This is a genomic window from Pseudomonas sp. HY2-MNA-CIBAN-0224 (assembly GCF_040310285.1).
In the GTDB taxonomy this organism is placed as follows: domain Bacteria; phylum Pseudomonadota; class Gammaproteobacteria; order Pseudomonadales; family Pseudomonadaceae; genus Aquipseudomonas; species Aquipseudomonas helleri.
This window is the reverse complement of sequence record NZ_JBEOPQ010000641.1, coordinates 1-261: the sequence shown is the minus strand read 5'-3', so window position 1 is coordinate 261 and position 261 is coordinate 1. Positions and strand designations below refer to the sequence as shown.

Below are 261 nucleotides of genomic sequence, written 5' to 3'. Positions count from 1 at the left end.
GTTTTATACCGTCTAAAACAATCCCAATATTTGAACATAGGAAGCATTTATGAACACACAAGCAAACAAACCACTGACTATCGTTGCCACTATTAAAGCTAAACCTGAGCATGCCGAGCAGGTCAAATCTGAGCTGCTGACACTAACCGCAGCATCACAAGCGGATCAAGGTTGTATTCAATATATCTTGCATCAAGATAATGCGAATATGACTGGTTTCATCGTTTATGAGATTTGGGAAAACAACGAGTCGTTGCAGCA

Annotated in this window: 1 protein-coding gene; it reads left to right on the top strand. The window is 40.2% G+C overall.

Annotation, left to right across the window (positions count from 1 at the left end; translation table 11 throughout):
• Positions 1-49: 49 nt before the first annotated feature.
• Positions 50-261, top strand: a 212-nt coding sequence (locus tag AAEZ03_RS27885) for a putative quinol monooxygenase (RefSeq protein ID WP_350583154.1), incomplete at its 3' end; no start/stop codon positions are given.